Below are 22547 nucleotides of genomic sequence, written 5' to 3'. Positions count from 1 at the left end.
TTCTTATGAAATGAAGATTTTTGAATTACATTATTCAACAGCTCCTGCTGGAGCAGAAAGAGTTGTTGTAGATTTATCAAATGAATTATCAAAGAATAATGAGGTTACTTTGTGTATAATTAAAGATGATTCAGATCCGTACTATTCCTATTATCTTAAAGATGTTACTCCAAAGATAAAATATATTAATCTTAAATGTAAAAAAGGTTTAGAACTCAAAGCATTATGGAGAATTTTTAAAACAATAAAGAAAGAAAAACCAGATGTGGTTCATACTCATGGTGATGCCATAACATTATTTTTACCTTCATTATTGTTAACTAAAATAAAATATTTTCATACATTACATAGTGTAGCAGATAAATACATAAAAGGTAAAGAAAAATTAATTCCATTATATAGGTGGTTTTATAAACATAAAATTAAGCCTATAACAATATCTGAAGAATGCCAAAATTCATATAGGAGACTTTATAATCTTAACAATTCTATTAAAATAGAAAATGGGCGTTCTCAATTAAGAAAAACAGATAAGTATTTAACCGTAAAAGAAGAAATAGACAAGTTAAAATCCCATGCAGATGATAAGGTCTTTATACATATTGCAAGATGTTGTGAGGCTAAAAATCAAGAACTTTTGATAAATGCTTTCAATCTTTTTTTGAAAGAAGATAACCATGGAATATTAATCATTATTGGCAATGGTTTTGATGAAGAAAAAAATAAACATATTATTGAAAATGCAGAAGAAGGGATTTATTGGTTAGGTACTAGAAATAATGTTTGTGATTATTTGTTAAATAGTAATTTCTTTTTGTTATCATCTTTATGGGAAGGATTACCAATATCATTATTAGAAGCTATGTCGTGCGGAGTTATACCGATATGTACTCCAGCAGGTGGTATTCCCAATGTTATAATGAACAGGCGAATAGGTTTTTTATCGAAAGACTTCGAAGTTAATTCTTTTTACGAAGCAATAAAAGAAGGATACAATTCATATAATGAATTTGATAAAAGTTACCTACAAGATTATTTTAATATTAACTATTCTATTAATAAATCAGCAAGATTATATATAGAGGCATTTTTAGAAAAGCTATGATAAAAACTAGAAAAGATTTAAGATTATATCTTAATGAAGACATAAAACGTAATAGAATAAAATTTCCATTACTTCAAAAGCTTACATATAGCGAGAATTATCCAATATATAAGTATATAAAGACATTAAGAAAATATGAATATTATTTAAATAATAAACATTGGTATAATATTATTGCATATTATTATTACAAATTATTACATAGAAGAAATATACTAAAAAATAATATTTTTATAAGTCCTAATACTATAGGACCTGGGTTGCAGATTATGCATCCTGGATTTCGGCGAATAGGTGTTATGGCAAAAATAGGAAAGAATTGTACTATTCTTCCAATGGTATTATTAGGGAAAAAACGTCCAGGAGAAAATTCTGACATTATAATCGGTGATAATTGTTATATAAGTACTGGAGTAACAATACTTGGTCCTATAAATATAGGAAATAATGTTACTATTGCTGCAGGGGCAGTGGTTACTAAAGATATTCCTGATAACTGTGTGGTTGGAGGTGTACCTGCAAAAATAGTTAAATTTAAATCTTACGACAATGAGAAATAGAATATATTTCTTTGCAAATTTTGGAGATTGGAATAAAGTTCCTTATGGAGGAGGTGAAGTAGGCAATAGAAGGACTTTGGAACTTTTTAGAAAGGCAAAGTTAGACGTTATATTAATTCCAAAATATTTACGTGTTCCAGATCATTCATTAAAAAATATTTTTCTATTAATATACAGGATTATTATTAATATTCTTTTCTTTATAAAAACTCTAATGTTTGGAAGAAGAAAAAAATCAATCGTACATGTCGCTGGGTTTTATGGGCCAATGATTTATCTGGAGTATCTTTTAATATCTATTTCCAAATTATTAAAATATAAAGTAGTATATGAGATGCGTGGTGGGGGAGCAGACTGTTATTATTATGAAGGAAGAAGTATATATAGAAAGATATTTAACAAAACTATAAGAAAAGCAGATGTTATATTTACTCAGGGTATAGAAAATACACCTCTCATTAGAAAAATTAATAAATCTATCCATATTTTTTATTATCCTAATTATGTTATGGGTGATTTCTATCCCTCAGAATATCCTAGTAAACCCAAAGATAGGATAAATTTTATCTATTTTGGAAGAATTTCACCTACAAAAAATGTTGATATTTTACTTGATACTTTTTTTATCCTTTGTAATACATATGATAATATTTATTTGGATATAGTTGGGAACAGTACAAATGAATTATACCTAAATAAAATAAAGGAAAAGGTATCTTCAAGTAATTTTGGTAATTTAGTAAGAATATGGCCAGCATGTAACCATGAAGAATTAAAGAAACATTTGTCAGATAAACATTTTTATTTGTTTCCTTCTAAAGAACCTCATGAGGGACACTCAAATGCATTAACTGAGGCTATGGCATGGGGAGTTATTCCTATTGCTACATCTCAAGGTTTTAATAAAAGCGTAATTGGTAATGAGGATTTGATTGTCAATAATTTATCTGTAGACAATTTTGTAAAATGCATATCGAATGTTATTAATAAAGACTTAGTTAAAGAGTTATCTGAGGCAATGTACAATCGTGTTATAGAAAAATATACAGATAGTATTGTTTATGAGCAACTAGCTTCCGAGTATAAATCATTATTTAAAAGATTTTTTTCTAATTAATGCTATTAAATATGTTAAAACTTAAAGATATAGATATTTTGAGTTCTAAAAATGAACTGAAAATATTAAAAGAAGGAAAATTACTTATTAATACAATAAATGCCCATTCATATAACACAGCGTTAAAAGATTCCTTATTCGCTGAAGCGCTTACCAAAGGCGATATTCTTATCCCAGACGGAGCAAGTATAGTAATGGCATGTAAATGGCTGAAAGCAAAATCTCAGCCCAAAGATCGTATAGCAGGATGGGACTTGTTTGTGTTTGAGATGGAAAAACTGAATGCTCGCGGAGGAAAATGTTTCTTTATGGGAAGTAGCGAGAAGGTACTTTCTCTGATTAAAGAAAAGGCTGCAGAGGTATATCCTAACATAACAGTGGAGACTTATTCCCCACCCTACAAGCCGGAATTTACAGACGAAGACAATAAAGCTATAATAGATGCTATAAACGCAGCAAAGCCTGATTTGCTATGGATAGGTATGACCGCTCCGAAGCAGGAGAAATGGGCTTACACTCACTGGAAGGAACTGGATATAAACTGTCATTGCGGTACCATAGGTGCTGTGTTCGATTTCTTTGCAGGTACTGTGGAGCGTGCACCTCTGTGGTGGCAGGAGCATAGTCTAGAATGGCTGTACCGTCTAATAAAAGAACCAAAACGTATGTGGAGACGATATATAATCGGAAATACATTGTTTTTAATCAACATATTTAAAGAAAAATATAAATAAATACCATATGTTAGAAAGAAATATTTTTATTAATAATAAAACCGTATTTGTTACTGGTGTAGCGGGTTTTATTGGAAGTAATCTGGCCAATGAACTTATTAAAAGATTTAGTGGAGTAACAGTTGTTGGTATTGACTCAATTACTGATTATTATGATGTCAGTCTGAAAGAGGAAAGACTGAAAAAGCTGAATGGTTTTTCTAATTTTACTTTCATAAAGGGTAATATTGCTGATAAAGCATTAATAGAAAAGATTTTCTCGGAATATAAACCTAATATAGTGGTAAATCTAGCTGCACAGGCTGGTGTGAGATATAGTATTACAAATCCTGATGCGTATATAGAAAGTAACTTGATTGGTTTTTATAATATCCTTGAGGCATGCAGACATAGTGATTCTATAGAGCACTTAGTGTATGCTTCATCATCAAGTGTATATGGTAGCAATAAGAAAGTTCCATACAGTACAGATGATATGGTAGATAATCCGGTAAGCCTTTATGCTGCTACAAAAAAGAGCAATGAACTGATGGCTCATGCTTATTCAAAACTTTACAACATCCCTTCTACCGGATTAAGATTCTTTACTGTCTATGGACCGGCAGGAAGACCTGATATGGCTTATTTCGGGTTTACAAACAAACTGCTGAAAGGAGAAAAAATACAGATTTTCAATTATGGAAACTGTAAACGAGATTTTACTTATATTGATGATATAGTGGAAGGTGTGATTAGGGTTATGCAGCATGCTCCTGAGAAAATGAATGGTGAAGATGGATTGCCTATTCCTCCATACATGGTGTATAATATTGGAAATAACCAACCGGAAAATTTGCTGGATTTTGTTACTATTCTGCAAGAGGAACTTATAAGGGCAAAGGTTCTACCGGAGGATTATGATTTTGAATCGCACAAAGAACTTGTGCCTATGCAACCGGGGGATGTTCCTGTGACATATGCTGATACTACTCCACTGGAACGTGACTTCGGTTTCAAACCTTCAACTTCATTACGTGACGGACTGAGAGCATTTGCTGAGTGGTACGCTGGATATTATTGTAAAAAATAAAAGAATTGATATGGAAAAAAGAAATATTGCTGTAGCCGGAACAGGCTATGTAGGATTGTCGATAGCTACTTTATTGGCTCAACACAATAATGTAACAGCTGTGGACGTGATACCTGAAAAGGTGGAGAAAATAAACAACAGGATAAGTCCTATACAGGATGAATATATAGAGAAGTATCTTGCTGAAAAGGAACTTAATCTGACTGCTACTCTTGATGGAGCAGCCGCATACAGAAATGCAGAATTTATAGTGATTGCGGCTCCTACAAACTATGATCCGGTGAAGAACTTCTTTGATACAAGCCATATAGAGGAGGTTATAGACTTGGTTCTGGAAGTAAACCCGGATGCGGTAATGGTTATAAAAAGTACAATTCCTGTAGGGTATTGCAGAAGTCTGTATGTGAAATATGCTAAGGTTTATAGTGAGAATCCGAAGCTGAAGGGAAAGAAGTTTAATTTGTTGTTCTCTCCGGAATTCCTCAGGGAAAGCAAGGCTCTGTATGATAACCTGTATCCTTCGAGGATAATTGTGGGAATACCGAAGCTCATTGAGGGCAAGGACGAGGAAAACAGGGCTATAAACAGTATAGCAGGTGAACATCTTGAAGAAGCTGCAAGGACATTTGCTGCTTTGCTTCAACAGGGGGCATTAAAAGAGAATATTGATACTCTGTTTATGGGTATGAAGGAAGCGGAAGCTGTGAAACTTTTTGCCAATACTTATCTCGCACTGCGCGTTTCTTATTTTAATGAGCTGGATACATATGCGGAAATGAAAGGTCTGGATACTCAGGCTATAATAAAGGGTATCAGTCTCGATCCGCGTATAGGCGACCATTATAATAATCCTTCTTTCGGATATGGAGGTTATTGTCTTCCGAAGGATACGAAACAACTTCTTGCCAACTATGAGGATGTACCGGAAAATCTGATTGAGGCTATTGTGGAGTCGAACCGTACGAGAAAGGATTTCATAGCGGATCAGGTATTGAAGAAGGCTGGATATTACTCTGATAACGCACAGTGGAACTCTACAAATGAGAAGGAATGCATTATAGGTGTGTATAGGCTCACAATGAAATCGAACAGCGATAATTTCCGTCAGAGTTCTATTCAGGGGGTAATGAAACGTATAAAGGCCAAAGGTGCTACAGTGATTATTTATGAACCTACTCTGGAGAATGGAAGTACATTCTTCGGATCGAAGGTGGTAAACTCGCTGGATGAATTCAAAAAAATGTCGGCTGCCATTATAGCCAACAGATATGACGCTTGTCTGGACGATGTGAAAGACAAGGTTTATACACGTGATATTTTCAAAAGGGATTGATCATCTCCAATATGGATATAAACAGTTTGTTTTTTTCTCTCCTGCGTTTCGGCGCAGGACTGAATGACAGTATAGAATTGCCCGTAATGAACAGATCATTATGGGCTTCTGTATTCTCTATGGCACAGAAGCAGGCTGTGGCAGGGATAATGATGGATGCGGTGAACAGACTGCAGGAAGATGCACAGAAACCGGACCGTGACCTGCTGATGAAACTGATTTCTCTCGGAATAGAGATAGAGAAAAAGAACAGGCTAGTAAACAATGAAGCGGTTAAGTGGAGCGGTTTCTTCCGTGAAAAGGGGTATGGTGCAATATTGCTGAAAGGTCAGGGTGTGGCATGCCTCTACCCTAACCCGCTGCACAGGTCGCCGGGGGACATTGATATGTGGGTGACCGGCAATGAAAATGAAATAAGAGAACTGGCTCGCGAGGAACTGGGTGCAAAGGACTTCACGTATCATCATATAGGCGTTCATAATATGGAGATGACGGAACTGGAGATTCATACCACACCGTCGTGGATGTACTCGTATCCCAGGAACAGGAAGCTGCAAAAGATGTTCAGGACATGGGCAGGTTCATGCAGGGAGATTGAACTGCCTGATGCAGGACGTGTGTGTGTGCCTTCGGATGAAATGAACAGGGTGTATCTGCTGGTGCATATATACAGACATGTGTTCAGTGAGGGTATAGGACTGAGGCAAATGACAGATTATGCAATGCTGCTGAACAGGGGATGCAGTGATGATGATAAGGCGGTATTTGCCAGATATATGAAGGAACTGAATATGTATGGATTTGCAGGGGCAGTGATGTACGTGATGAAAAAGGTGTTCGGACTGAAAGACGAATGTCTGCTTGTGGAGCCTGACACTGAAAAAGGGGAAAAACTGCTGGTCTCGATAATGGAAGGCGGTAATTTCGGAATGTACGACAGCTCGATAGACAGAACAATAAAGAAAGATTCGGCAATGAGCTTCCTGACAAGGACAGGAAGAAATATGAAGCTGCTGAAGGAATATCCGGAAGAAGTGCTGTGGAGTCCGATATTCAAGATATGGCACTGGATATGGAGGAAAATTGTATAATTTCACTATATAAATTGATATGAAGACGATAAGAAGTTTTCTTTTTACTTTATTTATCTGTATTACCGTTTGTGACGGGGCTGCACAAAAAATGGATTCTGTGATGATAGACAGAATAATGGTGAAAATAGATTCGCTGGAGAGTAAAATAGAAGGCATAAAAAACAATACGGACGGCCCGGAATTTATGGAGATAAATCTGGACTGGTATAATGTGGTGTTTGCTTTTGTTGCTCTTGTGGCCGGTATATGGTGCGCTTTTGTGGATACACAGGGATACAGACAGTCGAAAAGAACTGCGGATAATGTTATAAGGGTGTCGCCGGAAATTCAGGACAAGCAGTTTGGAGACCTGATAAGGCATCTGTACAGAAATCTGGTTTGTACTGTTGCCATGGGAAGAAAACTGATGGCTGACAATGAGCATGTGGTATATCCGTCGGAGGAACACTTGAACAAGCTTAAACTTATGCCGGAAGATGTAATTCATCTGGATATATATAACCATGACGCGCAAATGTATAATGCCATGCATGAGATGAAACTGCTGATGAGAAATTATGACATGGAGATTGACATTGCACTGATTCACCTGAAGAACAAGGATATAGGTATGGATGTCATAGTGAATGACCTTGACACTCTTTTCTTCAAACCGCTGTATCTGATAAGCAGAATCATGGAGGTGTCGCTTCTGATGTATCATCCGGAATTCGATACGGAGCTGGAGAAGTGTTACAGAGAACTGGAGAAGGTGAATTTGAGCGAAAACAGGAAAAAGGTGCTCGATGACAGGATTAAATCGCTGAACGTACTGAAGAATAATGAAAGGAAGGTTTTGCTGGAGAAGACTGTAAGGTTCTTAATGGCTGAACATATAAAGAAGGTGAAGGAGGATAAGACTGATAATCCGATGAAACATTTCTTTGATATTCATAATGAGGTGAGAAAAAACGAGAACCGGAATTCGAAGAAAGTGGATTTTCCTTATGACGGACTGAGAAGATCGACTGATATGCTCATGAAATTTTATGATAAGGATATTGAGACGGTAAGCGTAAACAGACTGGTTGACCGGAATATCATGGCAAACTATAACAACAGGATGCGGATGTTTTCCGACTGTCTGAAGGCAAGGAATGAGAATGAAAATATCATAAGCAGTGATACGGTGAGGAAGATACTGGAACATTATAGCACAGTATATGATGAAAACCAAAAGAGGATTGAAAAGGAGGAAAATATTAATATAGAATATAACTTCAGGGAAGTGTTCCTGTTCCTTCTTTCTATTGACGTGGCTATGGAATATGAAAAGATTCATGTTATAAGGATGGCTAATATTTAAAAAGGACAGGAAACAATACTGAATATTTTGTCAGAAAATTATATTATATTTGTGAACGATAAACCAATAAAAAGCCAAGCCTTATAATGAAATTAGAATATATTCTCCCTTCATTCGATCCTAATGACGTGGATATCAGATTGCAATATATATCAATAATGCAACTCGAAACTATGATTGAATCAGGCAAACTTTACTTACCCGGAACTGATGAGCTGAGAAGGATGTCGAACGCATGGAATGATAAAGAAAGAAGTTCGTTCATAGAATCTATTATGGCTAATCTGCCTGTACAGCTGATTTATCTGGATGGAAGCAAGACACCATGGACTATTATAGACGGGTTACAACGCGTTATGTCCATTCATAGTTTTTTTCAAGACAAATTTGTACTGAACGGACTGGACTATTTTCATAAAGAATGCGAAGGAATGATTTTCTCTGATATCCCTTTTTATCTGAAAAGCAGGATTAAATCGACAAATATTGTGGCTTATGTGGTTAATCCAGGTACGCCGGATACTGTAAAGTTCAATATATTCAGAAGAATAAACAAGATAGGGAAACAGAGAAACAGGGAGGAACTAAGGTATGCCTTTTATCAGGATTATATATCCAAATATATCAAAGAACTGGCCGATTCGGAGGAATTCTTGCTGGCTACTCATAATAGGGTAAAGAAAAAAGGTATGGCAGACAGGGAACTGGTGAGCAGATATTTCGCATTCAGACTTCTATACGATTTTTATGACTCGACAGAAAGTATGGATGACTTCATTGATAAGGGAATGAATGCTCTTGATTCCTTGTATGGGGATATTTTTGAAAAGGAAATTGTAAGGTTCAGGACTACAATGCTGCGCTGTCATGAACTGCTGGAAGATATCGCTTTCTTAAATTTAAATTCAAGGCAGAAACGGATAAACAATAGTTTGTTTGATGTTTTTTCATATGCCATATCTGATTTAAGTGATAGTGAATATCAAAAACTGCTGAATAATGTACAGCTTTTTAAAGAGAGATACAGAATGCTTTTCAGGGGTGAAGGATTCTTATGTAAAGATAAATTGAGGCAAGGAACGAAAAAGGCTGTCAGAGAGAGATTTAAAGATATGAAAAATTTTATTAATCAGTTCATTTAATATATTATGATAAAGGAAATTAGACTCAGAAACTTTAAAGTTTTTGATGATGAATCGTTCAATATAAAGCCACTGACATTGATTGCGGGAATAAACGGTATGGGTAAATCTACGCTCATACAGTCTCTGCTGTTCCTAAAACAGAACTACGAATTGGGATTTCTATATAATACCAAAAAGAAATTGCGCCTGAAACATGATTTTGTAAACCTGGAATCAGTTGGTGATATGTGTTATACATTCGCAGAGGACAAAAACGTAGGTATTTATATAAAAGATTATAGCGATAATGAATATCAATGGACTATAGACGCCAGTGATGCCGGAAGCGAGGAAACTGATTACACTTATGAAGGAGCGGATATTGACGAGCTTTCATTGTTTGACCAAAGATTCATTTTTCTGGAAGCGGAAAGATGGGGACCGAGGGCGGTATATAACAGAACAGAATCAAGAGCGTATAACACGGCTTTGGGAATACAGGGCGAACTGACTCCTGCTTATCTGAATAATGCACTGAATACTAATGAGGAAATAGGCTTGAAGGAGATGAGACATCCTCATCTGAAAGAAGAACAAACCCAACTGACAGAAAACGTTAATGCGTGGATGGCTCAAATTATGCAGATGCCTGCTTTAAAAGCCAGTACTACTGATATAGATACAGATAAGATAAAACTTGAATTCGGAATGACAGGCACTAAAGGTAAGAAATATTCAGCACTGCAAGTGGGATTCGGTTTTACCTATTGCTTACCGATCATTGTAGCTTTGTTAAGGGCAAAAGCAAATGATCTGCTTATCTTTGAAAATCCGGAAGCACATCTGCATCCGTCTGCTCAGGTGGAACTGGGAAAAATGATGGCACAGGCGGCCGCAAATGGGGTACAGATTATTCTTGAAACACATAGCGACCATATACTGAACAGTTTAAGACTGGCAAGGAAAAAAGGGATAATATCAAAGGATGACATTAATATCATCTTTGTTCAAAGAGATTTCGGAACAGATAATGGCATTGATGTGACTTTTAAGGATGAAATTCAGATTACTGATAATGGGAAACTGACTGCTCGACCTGAAAAATTTTTTGACAGTTGGGATGACGTACTGACCAAATTAATCGATTGAAAGTATGGAAGCATATTTTAATGAATTAAGTTTACAGCCTTTCACTGATAACGAAACCGCAATAGAAGCATTCTCACAGTTAAAAGATTGCTTGAAGAAATTGTCGGAAATGGGTGTTTCCAACATTCGCATGACGGAAGAGGCTATGAGTAAAGTAATTCTAAAGGGTCAGACACTGAACAGAGTCCTGAATAATCAAACTATTATAGATAAAGAATTCAAATCTGTACTTATAGCCAGGTTGTGTACATTGGAACCGATAAATGAACTCGAAAATAAGTATAACGTAATAGGGTTTGATTATAACGGAGAAGCATGTAAAGGGTTGGGATGGGCCTCGGAAGATATCCTGGACTCTGTAGCATTAGGGTTAAAACAGAAAGATAAATGGATAGATGGAAATTACGAAGTGAATATCATCTCGCTTGATGAAAATGGAGAGGAAATTTCTTCTATATCCAAAAGTAAACATGTAGTAACCGAGAAAGGTATAGAAGTCCTGAGAGATTTCTTTAAATCAAAAATTGATATACCTAAGAATGGAAAGGTATTGGCTGTACGTGCTGCAGGTTTGTTCCCTCATCTGACTTTTGCCAGACAGGCTTTGGAGCAGCTTAAAAATATTAGTGATCCAACAGCTGTAGAACAAATTTATTCCAGACTGGGGGATCTGGAAAGAGTGGCCGCCAATGCTATTGTTCCTATCTCTCCTGACATTTTCAAATATAAAACGACACCGGAATCAGTAACACGAAGCAGACTGCCTGAAATGAATGTTTTGTTCGAAGATAACAAGATAAGGGACTGTTCTTGGCATTCCCGTTTTACTCCAGGGGCCGGACGAATACACTTTTATTATGACGAAAGTAAGAAGATTTTTTATGTAGGATATATTGGTGAAAAAATCGCCGGATAGACTCATGAATAAATAATGATTTATTGCACAATCCGTTAAGATGGATTAATTTTGTTGGCAAATTAAATAAAAATATAAATATTATGAAGAAATTACTCTCTCTCCCACCCAATCTGGTGGAGTGTTTTCACGATATAATGAACGCGGACAGAAAGGAATGGTTCTGCACTTCGGATCCTGTAGGAAAAAAACTGGGATCGGGCGGCGGAACGACATGGCTGCTGGATGAATGCAGAAAGAATGAGGCGGACGGACAGGACGTGATGGAATGGCTGGGACGCGAAAAGAGAATACTGCTGCATGCGGGGGGACAGAGCAGACGTCTGCCGGCATATGCTCCGTCGGGAAAGATTCTGACGCCGATACCGGTGTTCAGATGGGCGCGCGGACAGAAGATTACGCAGACTCTTCTGGATCTGCAGCTGCCGCTGTATGAGGAGATAATGGAGAAGGCTCCAAAGGGGCTGAACACGCTGATTGCAAGCGGCGACGTGTATATAAGGGCGAAGGAGCAGCTGCAGGAGATACCGGAGGCTGATGTGGTGTGCTACGGGCTGTGGGAGGATCCGCAGCTGATGAAGAACCACGGGGTGTTCGTGGCATCGAGGAAATCGCCTGAGAAGCTGGAATTCATGATGCAGAAACCGAGTGTGGAGGAGATGGCGGCGCTGATGAAGGATTATCTGTTCATGATGGATATAGGCATATGGCTGCTGAGCGACAGGGCCGTGAAGCTGATGATGGATCGTTCGAAGGACGGTAACGGGGAGATGAAATTCTATGACATGTACTCGGAATTCGGTCTGGCTCTGGGGGAGAAGCCGAGGATTGAGGACAGGGAACTGAACAGCCTGAAGGTTGTGGTGCTGCCGCTGCCGGGAGGGGAATTCCATCATTACGGAACGAGCAGGGAGATGATTTCATCTACGCTGACGGTGCAGAACTGTGTGATGGATCAGAGGGCGATAATGCATCATAAGGTGAAACCGCATCCGGCGGCTTTCGTTCAGAATGCGGTGATAAACATCGGTCTGACAGAGAAGAATGCGGAGATATGGATTGAGAACAGCTTCGTGGGCAAGGAATGGAAGCTTACGAGCAGAAATATAATTACGGGCGTGCCGGAAAATGACTGGGCTTTGTCGCTTGGTGAAGGTGTGTGCATAGACGTTGTGCCGATGGGCGAGAAATCGTATGTGGCAAGGCCTTACGGATTTGAGGACAAGTTCAAGGGGGACATGAGGGATGCCTCTACCCTGTTCTTGGGACGTCCTGCCGCACAATGGCTGGAGGAAAGGGGGCTGAAGGCTGATGACATAGCGGGAAGCACGGACTTGCAGAGTGCGGAGATTTTCCCTGTGACGGACAATATAGATGATCTGGGCTGTGTATTGGCGTGGATGACATGTAATGCTGATGATGCACGCGGAAAGAGGATATGGACGGAGGCACGCAAGATGTCTGCGGACGGGATTTCGGCATATGCCAACCTGAGAAGACTGACAGCACAGCGGAAGGCTTTCAGAATGGAGAACCTGGTGACTCTGGCCAAGAACCATGAGAGAAGTGTGTTCTATCAGATGGATCTGGAACAGGCGGCAGAGGATTTTGCAAAGGGTGGAATGGATCTGCCGGAGGAACTGCCGGAGGATACGCTGCTGCTGAAAAAGATAAGCGACGGGATGTTCCGCGCAAGGGTGATGGAGATTAAGGGTAACCCTGAGGCGAAGGCTATGGAGGACAGGGCTTTCGGACTGATGCGCGAGGGACTGACGGGTGTGATGGATTTGAGACAGAGGCCGGTGATGGCTGTGTATGCGGATCAGATAGTATGGGGACGCAGCCCTGTGAGGATTGATCTGGCGGGGGGATGGACTGATACTCCGCCTTTCAGCGTGATGGAGGGCGGCAATGTGGTGAACATAGCAATCGAGCTGAACGGACAGCCGCCTTTGCAGGCTTATGTGAAGCCGTCGGACAATTATAATATTATACTGCGTTCCATTGATCTGGGGGCTGCTGAGGTGATTTCTTCGTACGAGGAGCTGAGGGACTTCAGGAAGGTGGGCTCGCCTTTCTCCATTCCTAAGGCGGCTCTGGCTCTGGCGGGATTCCTGCCGGAATTCTGCATGGATGCTTATGCTTCGCTGGAGGAACAGCTGAGGGCATTCGGCAAGGGTATTGAGGTGACTTTGCTTTCTGCGGTTCCTGCGGGATCGGGACTGGGTACAAGCTCTATACTGGCAGCTACTGTGCTGGGGGCTCTGAATGATTTCTGCGGACTGAACTGGGACAGACAGGCTATCGGCAACAGGACTCTGATTCTGGAACAGATGCTCACTACGGGCGGCGGATGGCAGGATCAGTATGGCGGGGTGCTGCAGGGTGTGAAGCTGCTGCAGACGGCTCCTGGATGGAAGCAGGAACCTGCAGTGAAGTGGATGCCGGACTATATATTCAGGAATGAGGAGTATGCGAAGTGTCATCTGCTGTATTACACGGGTATCACGCGTACGGCAAAGGGTATCCTGGCGGAGATAGTCAAGGGTATGTTTCTGAACTCGGAAAAGCATCTGAGGATTCTGGATGCGATGAAGGGGCATGCGCTGGAGATGTATGACGCCATAATAAGGAATGACTTCGATGGTATGGGACGTCTGGTAAGGAAGACATGGCAGCAGAACATGGCTCTGGACAGCGGTACCAATCCTGAGGCGGTGAGAAGGATGACCGCGATGATAGACGACCTGTGTCTGGGATATAAGCTGCCGGGTGCAGGCGGAGGCGGATATCTGTATATGGTGGCAAAGGATCAGGAAGCGGCTGCCAGAATAAGAAGGATTCTGAACGAAAACAGGATGAACGACAAGGCGAGGTTTGTGGATATGAGGCTTTCGGACAGGGGGCTGGAGGTGAGCAGGAGCTGATGATAATTAAGAATTAAAAATTAAGAATTAATAATTAAAAAGTTGACAAGGCTTCAGTTACAAGGGGACAAGGATTCCATCCGGATGGCGACCTAGTCAACTCGTTAACTTGTCAACTCGTTAACTAGTCAACTAACAACTAAAAACTCAAAATCATATGAAAAGGAATATCGCGGTGGCAGGAACTGGTTATGTAGGCCTGTCAATAGCAACATTGCTGGCACAGCATCACAGGGTGATGGCTGTGGATGTAATACCTGAAAAGGTAGAAAAAATTAATAACCGTATTTCGCCTATACAGGATGATTATATAGAGAAGTATCTGGCAGAAAAGGAACTGGATCTGACTGCCACACTGGACGGTGAAGCGGCATACAGGGATGCGGACTTTGTGGTGATAGCGGCTCCTACAAACTATGATCCGGTGAAGAACTATTTCGACACAAGTCATGTGGAGGAGGTTATCGACCTGGTGAGAAGCGTTAACCCGAAGGCGGTGATGGTGATAAAAAGTACTATTCCGGTGGGATACTGCGAAGGGCTGTACAAAAAATACGGAAGGGATCTGAAACTGCTGTTCTCGCCTGAGTTTTTGCGTGAGAGCAAGGCGCTGTATGACAACCTCTACCCCAGCCGTATAATAGTGGGATGTCCGAAGGAGAATGTTTGTGACCATGCGGAGGAACTGAAAGAGGCTGCAAAGGCTTTTGCGGGTCTGCTGCAGGAGGGTGCGCTGAAGGAGAACATAGACACTCTGTTTATGGGACTGACGGAAGCTGAAGCGGTGAAGCTGTTTGCTAACACTTATCTGGCACTGAGGGTTTCGTACTTCAACGAGCTTGACACTTATGCTGAGATGAAAGGGCTGAACACTGTGGATATAATAAACGGTATTAGCCTTGACCCGAGAATAGGCAACCATTATAACAATCCGTCGTTCGGATATGGAGGTTACTGTCTGCCTAAGGATACTAAGCAGCTGCTTGCCAACTATGCGGATGTGCCGGAGAACCTGATTCATGCGATAGTGGAATCGAACCGTACAAGAAAGGATTTCATTGCGGATCAGGTGCTGAAAATGGCGGGATATTACACTGCGAACTCGCAATGGGACATGGGCAACGAAAAGAACGTGGTTATCGGTGTATATAGGCTTACAATGAAATCGAACAGTGATAATTTCCGACAGAGCTCTATTCAGGGCGTGATGAAGCGTATAAAGGCGAAAGGTGCTACGGTAATAATATATGAGCCTACTCTGGAAGACGGAACTACTTTCTTCGGTTCGAAGGTGGTGAACAATCTGGAGGAATTCAAGAAACTGTCCGGGGCGATAATAGCGAACAGATATGACTCGTGTCTGGACGATGTGAAACAGAAAGTCTATACAAGGGATATTTTTAAAAGGGATTAACAGATTTTCTTAATATAAAGAAAGAAAATTGCCTATAAAAATAAAAAAAATGTCTGTTTTTTTATTCAAAGACAAAATAAGTTATAACTTTGCGGCATCAAACATTTACAAATGATTATGAAAAAAGTAATTTTGACTATTGTAGCTGCTGCATTTGCAGGATTTGCAGGTGCACAGGAAAAGGTAACAGTGGGGAATAAATTTCTGGACAATTGGTATTTCGGTATAAACGGAGGATGGGAACATCAATTGGGAGAAACTTATAAAAACTCAGACAGAAACGGAGGTTTGGTAGGCTTTGAGCTTGGCAAACAGGCCACTCCGGTATTGGGAGTTTCATTCCAGGCACTGACAGGTTTCAACACTACTTACAGCGTAAATGCATTCGACGAACTGCAGTTCTTGATTAACGGTAAGGTGAACTTCTCAAACCTTCTGCTTGGCGCAAAGGAAGAACCGAGACTGTTTGAAGTGGAAGGTTTCCTTGGTGTAGGTGGAGGAAGAGAGTTCTTCGCTGCAAGACAGAGAGATGATAATAACTACTTCCTTTACAGAGCTGGTTTGAGCCTTAACTTCAACATGGGCAAGGAAAAACAGTGGACTCTGAGCGTGAGACCGGCACTGGTGACAAAACTTGGTGACAGTGATCCGAGAAATACTAACTTTGAACTTATGGCCGGTTTGGTTTATCACTTCAAGAACTCCAACGGAAAGCGTTATCCGTCAGTGATGATGGCATACAGCCAGGCTGACGTGGACAGACTGAACGGAGAAATCAACGACATGAGAAGAAGAAATGAAGGTCTGGAAAAAGAAGTGGCTGACGGCAAGAGAAAGAACGAAGACCTGGTAAGCGCACTGAATGATTGCAACAAGATTGCCGAAACTGCCAAACAACAGAACTTCGACATGTCTATGGAACCTGTAGTCTCATTCAGACAGGGTAAGGATATGGTGGATGCACAACAGCTTTCAAATATTGAAAACATTGCAAACTACATGAAGAAATATCCTGAAGTGAAACTTGACGTGAAAGGATATGCTTCGCCTGAAGGTAATGCACAATTCAACCAGAAGCTGTCTGAAAGACGTGCAAACACTGTCAAGGAAATCCTTGTGAACAGATATGGAATTGAAGCTGACAGAATAACTGCAACCGGTATGGGTGTGGGTGATAAATTCAGCAAACCAGAAATGAACAGGGCTATTATAGCTACTTTCAGCAAATAATTCTCCTGATGAGAACTCTATAATGTAATAAATACGCCGGATTCTAAATACTTCTAAAAAAGGTCTTTACAATCCGGCGTTTATCTTTCCGATAAAGGTATCTTGCCTACTTTAACTTCTATTACTTCTTAACTTCTATAATTCTAAAATCAAACACATGGTAAATTCAAGCAGTTACGATAAATATCTGAATACAGTACTCATAGCTTTCGAGACATTGCTATGCGGTGGCCTGTTTCTGGTATATGTAAAACTGACACAAGATACAAACTATGAAAAGGTTATGATATCGCCCACTATACAGGTGGCGATGATGGTTATGCTGATTTATGCAATCTGTGCTTCTATAGTGGGAGTGGTATTGTTTAAAAGAAAAGTTCTGGCATATGAAATTATATCGAAGGTGTTCAAAACTGTATGCCTGTTCGGAATAGCATCGGTATTTATTCTGAGATACGGACACTTCATGGATTCATGGTCATACATGTATGGCATTTATATATTATCTGTAATGATACTTCTGTTCGCGGAAAGACTTACTTGGAGATTCCTGATAAAAAGATACAGAACGCGGGGTGGAAATCTGAGATTTGTAATCCTGGTGGGAAGCAGCAGAAACATGATGGAACTGTATGATGAGATAGTAAGTCAGGACTGGGCCGGTTATAAGGTTCTGGGATATTTCGACTATGAAAAGAATGAAATGATGCCTGAGGGGTGCAGGTATCTTGGAAAGCCGGATGAAGTGGAGGATTTCATAAAGAATAACAGAAACGTGCACTATCTGTATTGTGGATTGAGAGATAATCACAGTAAGGACATTGTTAAGATCATAACTCTGTGTGAAAACAATATAATAAGGTTTTTCAGTGTTCCAAATATGCACAACTATCTGCAGAACAGGGTTTATCTGGGTTTTATGGGGAACGTGCCTATATTGAAGCTGAGAGAGGATCCGATGTCGAGAATAGGAAATAAGTTGCTGAAAAGGGCTTTCGACCTGGTGTTCTCCACTCTGTTCTTATGTACGGTATTCCCTATCGTACTGATTATAGTGACTATTGTGACGAAAATCACAATGCCGGGACCGGTGTTCTTCAGACAAAAAAGAAACGGACTGAACGACAAGGAATTCTACTGTCTGAAATTCAGAAGCATGAAGGTGAATGCCGATGCGGACAGGCTGCAGGCCACAAAGGATGACCCAAGAAAGACAAAATGGGGAAACATAATGAGAAAAACGAATATAGACGAGTTGCCGCAGTTTATCAATGTATTCATGGGCGACATGAGTGTAGTGGGCCCTAGACCGCACATGCTGAAGCATACGATAGAATATTCGAAACTGATAGACAAATATATGGTGAGACATCTGGTGAAGCCGGGAATAACGGGATGGAGCCAGGTGACAGGTTTCAGAGGGGAAACCAGGGAACTGAAGGATATGCAGGGAAGAATAAAGGGGGATATATGGTACATAGAAAACTGGTCGTTCTGGCTGGATCTGTACATTATATACAAAACTGTGGCAAATGTGTTTAAGGGCGAAGAAAAAGCTTATTGATATATACAATATAAACGCTGGTGGAACGGATACTCCACCGGCGGAAATAAACGGGCAGGTACATTCCTGCCCGTTTTGTCATTAAATATGGGGGCATGTTTTGATTTCTTATGTTAAATAAGTATCTTTGCAACGGTTATTCAAAAAAACAGAACATATAAAAATATTTCATGAGAAAACATTTCGTATATGCAGCGTTCTCAATCCTAATGATGGGAGCACTTCCGGTTTTTGCCCAGTCGGGCATGACTGACTCGCAGGTGATACAGTACGTTCAGGACGGTATGAAACAGGGTAAAAACCAGCAGCAGCTGATGATGGAACTCACTGCCAAGGGTATGACGCAGGAACAGGCCCTGAGACTGAAGAAAATGTATGAGTCGGGACAGATAAGCAACAGCAGCGGCATTTCCGACAGGATAAGCGCCAACAGCAGGATGAGACAGGGGAAACTCAACGGTGACGAGCAGTCCAACATAAAGGGATACAACAAGATACAGCTGGGAATGCTGAACGACTCGACAATGTATAATCCGGACATGTTTATCGCAGTGGATGAATACGGAAGACCTATCAAACCGGTGAAGCCGGAAGACCAGGTGTTCGGAAGAAATATCTTCACGAACAAGAACCTGTCGTTCGAACCGGACATGAATGTTGCCACTCCCCAGGATTACAGACTGGGACCGGGTGACGAAATCATCATAGACATATGGGGTGCCAGCGAGAACTCGATAAGACAGGAGATCTCGCCTGACGGTTGCATCACCATACCGGGACTGGGAATGATTTCGCTGAACGGACTGAACATAGCCGATGCAAGGGAGTATCTTAAGAGCGAACTGAGCAAGATATATGCGGATGAGGGAAACCAGATACAGGTGACACTGGGTAATACAAGAAGCATTAAGGTGAACGTGATGGGTGAAGTGATGGTGCCGGGCACCTATACCCTGTCGGCTTTCGCATCGGTATTTCATGCTCTGTACAGCGCAGGAGGTATAACCGACCTCGGTAGCCTGAGAGATATCAGGGTGTCAAGAAACGGGAATACGGTAGCTAACGTTGACGTGTATGAGTATATACTGCAGGGAAAAACTGATGGTAATATAAGTCTGCAGGAAGGTGACGTAATCATAGTTCCTACATACGAGGCTATTGTTAAGGTGGAAGGCAAGGTGAAAAGACCTATGAAGTATGAGATGAAGAGTGACGAAAGCATCTCTACCCTGCTGAAATATGCGGGATTCTTTGCTGCCAACGCATACAAGAACAGCGTGAGAGTGGTGAGACAGGAAGGAAGACAGTTCTCTGTAGCGACAGTGGATAGAGACAAGTTTGCTTCGTTCAAGGTAATGGACGGTGATGTGGTGACTGCCGACTCGATTATCAACAGATTCTCGAACAAACTTGAAGTGGTTGGTGCGGTTTACAGACCGGGTATTTACGAATTCTGTGAAAACATAAACACAGTGAAGGAACTGCTTACACAGGCTGACGGACTGCTGGGCGACGCATTTACAAACCGTGCGGTGCTGTACAGACAGCGCGAGAACCTGACAAGCGAAGTGCTTTCGGTGGATGTGAAAGGTATAATGAACGGTACGGCTCCTGACGTGGAACTGAAGAATAACGATTTGCTGTACATCCCGAGCATTCACGATATAAAATATGCCGGTGACGTTTATATTTCGGGAGAGATAAAGAAACCGGGTATATATCCTTATTCGGACAATATGACTTTGGAAGACTTCGTGATTACTGCAGGAGGACTGAAGGATGAAGCTTCGCTGGTGAGAGTGGATGTGTCAAGACGTATAAAGGACAACAAGGGAACAGAGGTGACAGAGACCGTGGGACAGAACTTTACATTCGGACTGAAAGACGGATTCATTGTGGATGGAGAGCCGGGATTCGTGCTTGAACCGTATGACCAGGTGTTCGTGAGAAAGAGTCCTGGATACAACGTACAGAAAAACGTAAAGGTGAACGGTGAAGTGCTGTACGAAGGTGAATACAGCCTGAACTTCAAGAATGAAAGATTGAGCAGCCTGATAGAACGTGCGGGAGGCATAACGGCATTCGGATATGCAAAGGGGGCAAAACTGACCAGAGTGGCAAACGATGACGAGAAGAAGAGAATGGAGGATGTTCTGAAGCTGATGAGAAGAGAGCTTGGCGAAGGACTGACAGACTCGCTAAAACTGGAACTGGACAGTGTGTTCACTGTTGGTATAGATCTGGAAAAGGCTTTGGCTAAACCGGGAAGCAGCGCAGACATCGTACTGAGAGAGGGTGACGTGATAAGTGTTCCGGAAATGACATCGACAGTGAAGATAAACGGTGCGGTGATGATGCCTAACACAGTGACATATATGGACGGAGAGAACGTGAAGTACTATCTGAACCAGGCAGGTGGTTACTCGCAAAGCGCAAAGAAGAGCAAGAAATTCATTATCTACATGAACGGCCAGGTGGAAAGGGTTAAGGCAAGAAGCAAGAAGGTGGAACCGGGATGCGAGATTGTAGTGCCGAACAAGGTGAAGAAGAACAGATTCGGAGACATAATGGGATATACCACTTCGCTGGCCTCACTGGCTATGATGGTGGCTTCTATTGCGAATCTGGTTAAGTAAACCGTCCCCTAGTAACTGGTTACTATTATCCAGTAACTAATTTCTAGTCAACTTAAAAACTTAAGAACTGAAAATGGAAGATATACAGAAACAAAAGAATATGCAGGAACAGGAAATAGATCTGATAGAACTGGCAAAAAAAGTTTGGGAGGGAAGAAAACTTGTATTGAAAACCTGCGGATGGGCAGCACTGATAGGACTTGTAGTGGGTTTCAGCATTCCTAAGGAATATACTGCCAATGTGACACTGGCACCGGAAGCAGCAGCAGGAGGAAGGTCAGTAAGTGGAGGATTGTCGGCATTGGCAGGAATGGCAGGAATCAATCTAGGGGCATCGCAAACAGCTGATGCACTTTCACCAGAATTATATCCTGATATTGTAAAATCTATACCTTTTTCAATTGAAATGTTCGATATAAAGGTGACAGACATGAAGGGGAAACTGAATACTACGGTATATGAATATCTGAAAGAGCACCAGCGACAACCGTGGTGGGGATATATTACTTCTGCACCGTTTAAGGCTTTGGGATGGGTAATAAAAACAATAAAGGGAGAAAAAGAGGATACCGGAACCACAAATACAGTTGACCCTTTTAAACTGACAAATGAACAGAACGGAATAATTGCTACATTAGGAGAAAGAATAAAAGTAGAAGTAGATAAGAAAACTTCAGTAATAAAAATTTCAGTGACAATGCAAGACCCTCTGATAGCAGCAACGCTGACAAACGAGGTGATGGAAAAGCTGCAGGATTATATTACGGAGTACAGAACAAACAAGGCAAGGAAAGATCTGGAATATACTCAAAAGCTGTACGAAGAAAGCATGCAGAGCTATCATGAGGCACAGCAGGAATATGCCGCATATATGGACAGAAACCAGAATGTTTCACTAAGAAGCGCCCAGACACAACAGGAAAGGCTGAGAAACGAGATGGAACTGGCATTCAACGTTTATAACCAGACAGCTCAGCAGCTGCAGGTGGCAAAGGCAAAGGTGCAGGAAGACACTCCGGTATATACAGTGGTAGAGGCAGCTTCGGTGCCGCTTAGAGCGTCTAAGCCTTCGAAACCGATGATTCTGATAGGTTTCGTATTTCTGGCAGGAGTGGGAGCTTGCGCATGGATACTGTTTGGAAAGGATTTGATAGACTCTTTTAGAAAATAAATATACGGAGGGGTAAAAATAAAAGTTTTTACCCCTTTTACTGTAACTTATATACATTA

General features: G+C 40.8%; 17 protein-coding genes. All 17 read left to right on the top strand.

What is annotated here, in order from left to right; translation table 11 throughout:
* The first annotated feature begins 10 nt into the window (after positions 1 to 10).
* The 17 genes from NW213_RS10960 (at position 11) to NW213_RS10880 (ending at position 22488) form a co-directional block, all read left to right on the top strand.
* Positions 11 to 1105: a glycosyltransferase gene (locus tag NW213_RS10960; RefSeq protein ID WP_258322786.1), complete on the top strand. Its 1095-nt coding sequence runs from the start codon at positions 11 to 13 to the stop codon at positions 1103 to 1105.
* Positions 1102 to 1665, top strand: coding sequence for a serine O-acetyltransferase (locus tag NW213_RS10955; RefSeq protein WP_258322785.1), 564 nt, complete (start codon positions 1102 to 1104; stop codon positions 1663 to 1665). The genes NW213_RS10960 and NW213_RS10955 overlap by 4 nt, the downstream gene beginning before the upstream one ends.
* Complete coding sequence (locus NW213_RS10950) at positions 1655 to 2782, top strand: glycosyltransferase family 4 protein (protein ID WP_258322784.1); 1128 nt, start codon at positions 1655 to 1657, stop codon at positions 2780 to 2782. The genes NW213_RS10955 and NW213_RS10950 overlap by 11 nt, the downstream gene beginning before the upstream one ends.
* A gap of 11 nt (positions 2783 to 2793) precedes the next feature.
* Positions 2794 to 3516, top strand: a complete 723-nt coding sequence (locus tag NW213_RS10945; RefSeq protein WP_258322783.1) for a WecB/TagA/CpsF family glycosyltransferase — start codon at positions 2794 to 2796, stop codon at positions 3514 to 3516.
* Between the two features lie 28 nt (positions 3517 to 3544).
* Positions 3545 to 4585 (top strand): NAD-dependent epimerase/dehydratase family protein, encoded by a 1041-nt coding sequence (locus NW213_RS10940; RefSeq protein WP_258322821.1) that lies wholly within the window; start codon positions 3545 to 3547, stop codon positions 4583 to 4585.
* A 10-nt stretch (positions 4586 to 4595) separates the two neighbouring features.
* On the top strand, positions 4596 to 5918 hold the full coding sequence (locus NW213_RS10935; protein WP_258322782.1) for a nucleotide sugar dehydrogenase: 1323 nt from the start codon (positions 4596 to 4598) through the stop codon (positions 5916 to 5918).
* An 11-nt stretch (positions 5919 to 5929) separates the two neighbouring features.
* Positions 5930 to 7009 (top strand): nucleotidyltransferase family protein, encoded by a 1080-nt coding sequence (locus NW213_RS10930; protein WP_258322781.1) that lies wholly within the window; start codon positions 5930 to 5932, stop codon positions 7007 to 7009.
* 19 nt (positions 7010 to 7028) lie between these two features.
* Positions 7029 to 8357 (top strand): hypothetical protein, encoded by a 1329-nt coding sequence (locus NW213_RS10925; RefSeq protein WP_258322780.1) that lies wholly within the window; start codon positions 7029 to 7031, stop codon positions 8355 to 8357.
* An 86-nt stretch (positions 8358 to 8443) separates the two neighbouring features.
* Entirely contained in the window at positions 8444 to 9499 is a 1056-nt protein-coding gene (locus tag NW213_RS10920; RefSeq protein ID WP_258322779.1) for a DUF262 domain-containing protein, read from the top strand.
* Between the two features lie 6 nt (positions 9500 to 9505).
* Entirely contained in the window at positions 9506 to 10630 is a 1125-nt protein-coding gene (locus NW213_RS10915; protein ID WP_258322778.1) for a DUF3696 domain-containing protein, read from the top strand.
* A gap of 4 nt (positions 10631 to 10634) precedes the next feature.
* On the top strand, positions 10635 to 11546 hold the full coding sequence (locus NW213_RS10910) for a hypothetical protein (protein ID WP_258322777.1): 912 nt from the start codon (positions 10635 to 10637) through the stop codon (positions 11544 to 11546).
* Between the two features lie 74 nt (positions 11547 to 11620).
* Positions 11621 to 14473 (top strand): bifunctional fucokinase/fucose-1-phosphate guanylyltransferase, encoded by a 2853-nt coding sequence (locus NW213_RS10905; protein WP_258322820.1) that lies wholly within the window; start codon positions 11621 to 11623, stop codon positions 14471 to 14473.
* 157 nt (positions 14474 to 14630) lie between these two features.
* Entirely contained in the window at positions 14631 to 15887 is a 1257-nt protein-coding gene (locus tag NW213_RS10900) for a nucleotide sugar dehydrogenase (RefSeq protein WP_258322776.1), read from the top strand.
* A gap of 117 nt (positions 15888 to 16004) precedes the next feature.
* The gene (locus NW213_RS10895; protein WP_258322775.1) at positions 16005 to 17117 is read left to right on the top strand and encodes an OmpA family protein; all 1113 of its coding nucleotides are present in this window, start codon (positions 16005 to 16007) and stop codon (positions 17115 to 17117) included.
* A gap of 157 nt (positions 17118 to 17274) precedes the next feature.
* A complete protein-coding gene (locus NW213_RS10890) occupies positions 17275 to 18681 on the top strand; it encodes an undecaprenyl-phosphate glucose phosphotransferase (protein ID WP_258322774.1) in 1407 nt (468 codons plus the stop codon).
* Between the two features lie 170 nt (positions 18682 to 18851).
* Complete coding sequence (locus NW213_RS10885; protein WP_258322773.1) at positions 18852 to 21317, top strand: SLBB domain-containing protein; 2466 nt, start codon at positions 18852 to 18854, stop codon at positions 21315 to 21317.
* 73 nt (positions 21318 to 21390) lie between these two features.
* Complete coding sequence (locus NW213_RS10880) at positions 21391 to 22488, top strand: Wzz/FepE/Etk N-terminal domain-containing protein (RefSeq protein ID WP_258322772.1); 1098 nt, start codon at positions 21391 to 21393, stop codon at positions 22486 to 22488.
* The last annotated feature ends 59 nt before the right edge of the window (positions 22489 to 22547 follow it).

This window comes from Bacteroides sp. ET336, assembly GCF_024733815.1.
GTDB lineage: Bacteria > Bacteroidota > Bacteroidia > Bacteroidales > Bacteroidaceae > Phocaeicola > Phocaeicola cellulolyticus.
This window is presented reverse-complemented; position numbering and strand designations above follow the sequence as displayed.

What these genes read in the sequence shown, in the direction of transcription:
- NW213_RS10960 (WP_258322786.1), top strand. Translation starts at nt 11, where the DNA reads ATGAAGATTTTTGAATTACATTATTCAACAGCTCCTGCTGGAGCAGAA.
- NW213_RS10955 (WP_258322785.1), top strand. Translation starts at nt 1,102, where the DNA reads ATGATAAAAACTAGAAAAGATTTAAGATTATATCTTAATGAAGACATA.
- NW213_RS10950 (WP_258322784.1), top strand. Translation starts at nt 1,655, where the DNA reads ATGAGAAATAGAATATATTTCTTTGCAAATTTTGGAGATTGGAATAAA.
- NW213_RS10945 (WP_258322783.1), top strand. Translation starts at nt 2,794, where the DNA reads ATGTTAAAACTTAAAGATATAGATATTTTGAGTTCTAAAAATGAACTG.
- NW213_RS10935 (WP_258322782.1), top strand. Translation starts at nt 4,596, where the DNA reads ATGGAAAAAAGAAATATTGCTGTAGCCGGAACAGGCTATGTAGGATTG.
- NW213_RS10930 (WP_258322781.1), top strand. Translation starts at nt 5,930, where the DNA reads ATGGATATAAACAGTTTGTTTTTTTCTCTCCTGCGTTTCGGCGCAGGA.
- NW213_RS10925 (WP_258322780.1), top strand. Translation starts at nt 7,029, where the DNA reads ATGAAGACGATAAGAAGTTTTCTTTTTACTTTATTTATCTGTATTACC.
- NW213_RS10920 (WP_258322779.1), top strand. Translation starts at nt 8,444, where the DNA reads ATGAAATTAGAATATATTCTCCCTTCATTCGATCCTAATGACGTGGAT.
- NW213_RS10915 (WP_258322778.1), top strand. Translation starts at nt 9,506, where the DNA reads ATGATAAAGGAAATTAGACTCAGAAACTTTAAAGTTTTTGATGATGAA.
- NW213_RS10910 (WP_258322777.1), top strand. Translation starts at nt 10,635, where the DNA reads ATGGAAGCATATTTTAATGAATTAAGTTTACAGCCTTTCACTGATAAC.
- NW213_RS10900 (WP_258322776.1), top strand. Translation starts at nt 14,631, where the DNA reads ATGAAAAGGAATATCGCGGTGGCAGGAACTGGTTATGTAGGCCTGTCA.
- NW213_RS10895 (WP_258322775.1), top strand. Translation starts at nt 16,005, where the DNA reads ATGAAAAAAGTAATTTTGACTATTGTAGCTGCTGCATTTGCAGGATTT.
- NW213_RS10890 (WP_258322774.1), top strand. Translation starts at nt 17,275, where the DNA reads ATGGTAAATTCAAGCAGTTACGATAAATATCTGAATACAGTACTCATA.
- NW213_RS10885 (WP_258322773.1), top strand. Translation starts at nt 18,852, where the DNA reads ATGAGAAAACATTTCGTATATGCAGCGTTCTCAATCCTAATGATGGGA.
- NW213_RS10880 (WP_258322772.1), top strand. Translation starts at nt 21,391, where the DNA reads ATGGAAGATATACAGAAACAAAAGAATATGCAGGAACAGGAAATAGAT.